Origin of the sequence: Myxococcus sp. XM-1-1-1, from assembly GCF_020037095.1 — a bacterium.
Classification (GTDB): domain Bacteria; phylum Myxococcota; class Myxococcia; order Myxococcales; family Myxococcaceae; genus Myxococcus; species Myxococcus fulvus.
On sequence record NZ_JAIQDH010000070.1, the window covers coordinates 1 to 1,094 of the forward strand.

1 protein-coding gene is annotated in these 1,094 nt (G+C 68.4%); it reads left to right on the forward strand.

The window, feature by feature from the left end:
- A partial coding sequence (locus K8640_RS42345; protein WP_223752277.1) for an amino acid adenylation domain-containing protein occupies positions 1-1,094 on the forward strand: 1,094 nt, incomplete at both ends.

The following is a 1,094-nucleotide window of genomic DNA, read 5'->3' on the forward strand; positions in this document are numbered from 1 at the left end:
ATGGCCGTCGCCGTCCTCGCCACCCTCAAGGCCGGCGCCTTCTACGTCGCCCTCGACCCCAACTACCCCGCTGAGCGTCTGGCCTTCATGCTCGCGGACACCCGCGCGCCCGTCGTCCTCACCCACTCCTCCCTCTCCTCCGTCCTCCCCGCCTCCTCCTCCGCTCGACGCATCCTCGTCGACTCCGAGGCCGACGCGGTGGCTCTGCGCCCCTCGGTGGCGCCCGCCATCCACGTCTCCCCCGAGGACATCGCCTACGTCATCTACACCTCCGGCAGCACCGGCATCCCCAAGGGCATCGTCATGCCCCACAGGGCCCTCAGCTTCCTGCTCGCCTGGCAAATCCGGCAGTCACCCAACCCCCTCGCGGTGACGCTCCAGTTCGCCTCCCTCAACTTCGACGTCTCCATCCAGGAGTTCTTCGCCTCCTGGTGGGTGGGCGCCCACGTCGTCCTCCCTCTCGGGGGCCTTCGCCAGGACATCCCAGCCCTCCTCGACTTCATGCACGCGCAGAAGGTCGAGCGGCTCTTCCTCCCCTTCGTCGCACTCCAAGCCATGGCCGACTCCGTCTCCCATGGCGCCACGTTGCCCAGTGCGTTGAGGGAAGTCGTCACAGCCGGTGAGCAGCTTCAGGTCAACTCCACCCTCACCGCCTTCTTCGAGAAGCTCCCCGGCAGCGTCCTCGAGAACCAGTACGGCCCCTCCGAGGCCCACGTCGTCTCCGCCTTCCGTCTCGACGGTGCGCCCTCCGCTTGGCCTCGCCTGCCTTCCATCGGCAGCCCCGTTGGCCACACGCAGCTCTACGTCCTCGACTCCCTCGGCCAGCCCGTCCCCATCGGCGTCGCCGGTGAAGTCTTCGTCGGTGGCACCCACCTCGCTCACGGCTACCTGGCTCGGCCGGACACCACCGCCGCGGCCTTCGTGCCGAATCCGTTCAGTGGCATCCCCGGCTCTCGTCTCTACCGCACCGGTGACTCCGCTCGCTGGAAGGTCGACGGCACCCTCGAGTTCCTCGGCCGCCTCGACTTCCAGGTGAAGGTGCGTGGCTTCCGTGTCGAGTTGGGCGAAGTCGAGTCCGTCCTCCGCATGGCTCC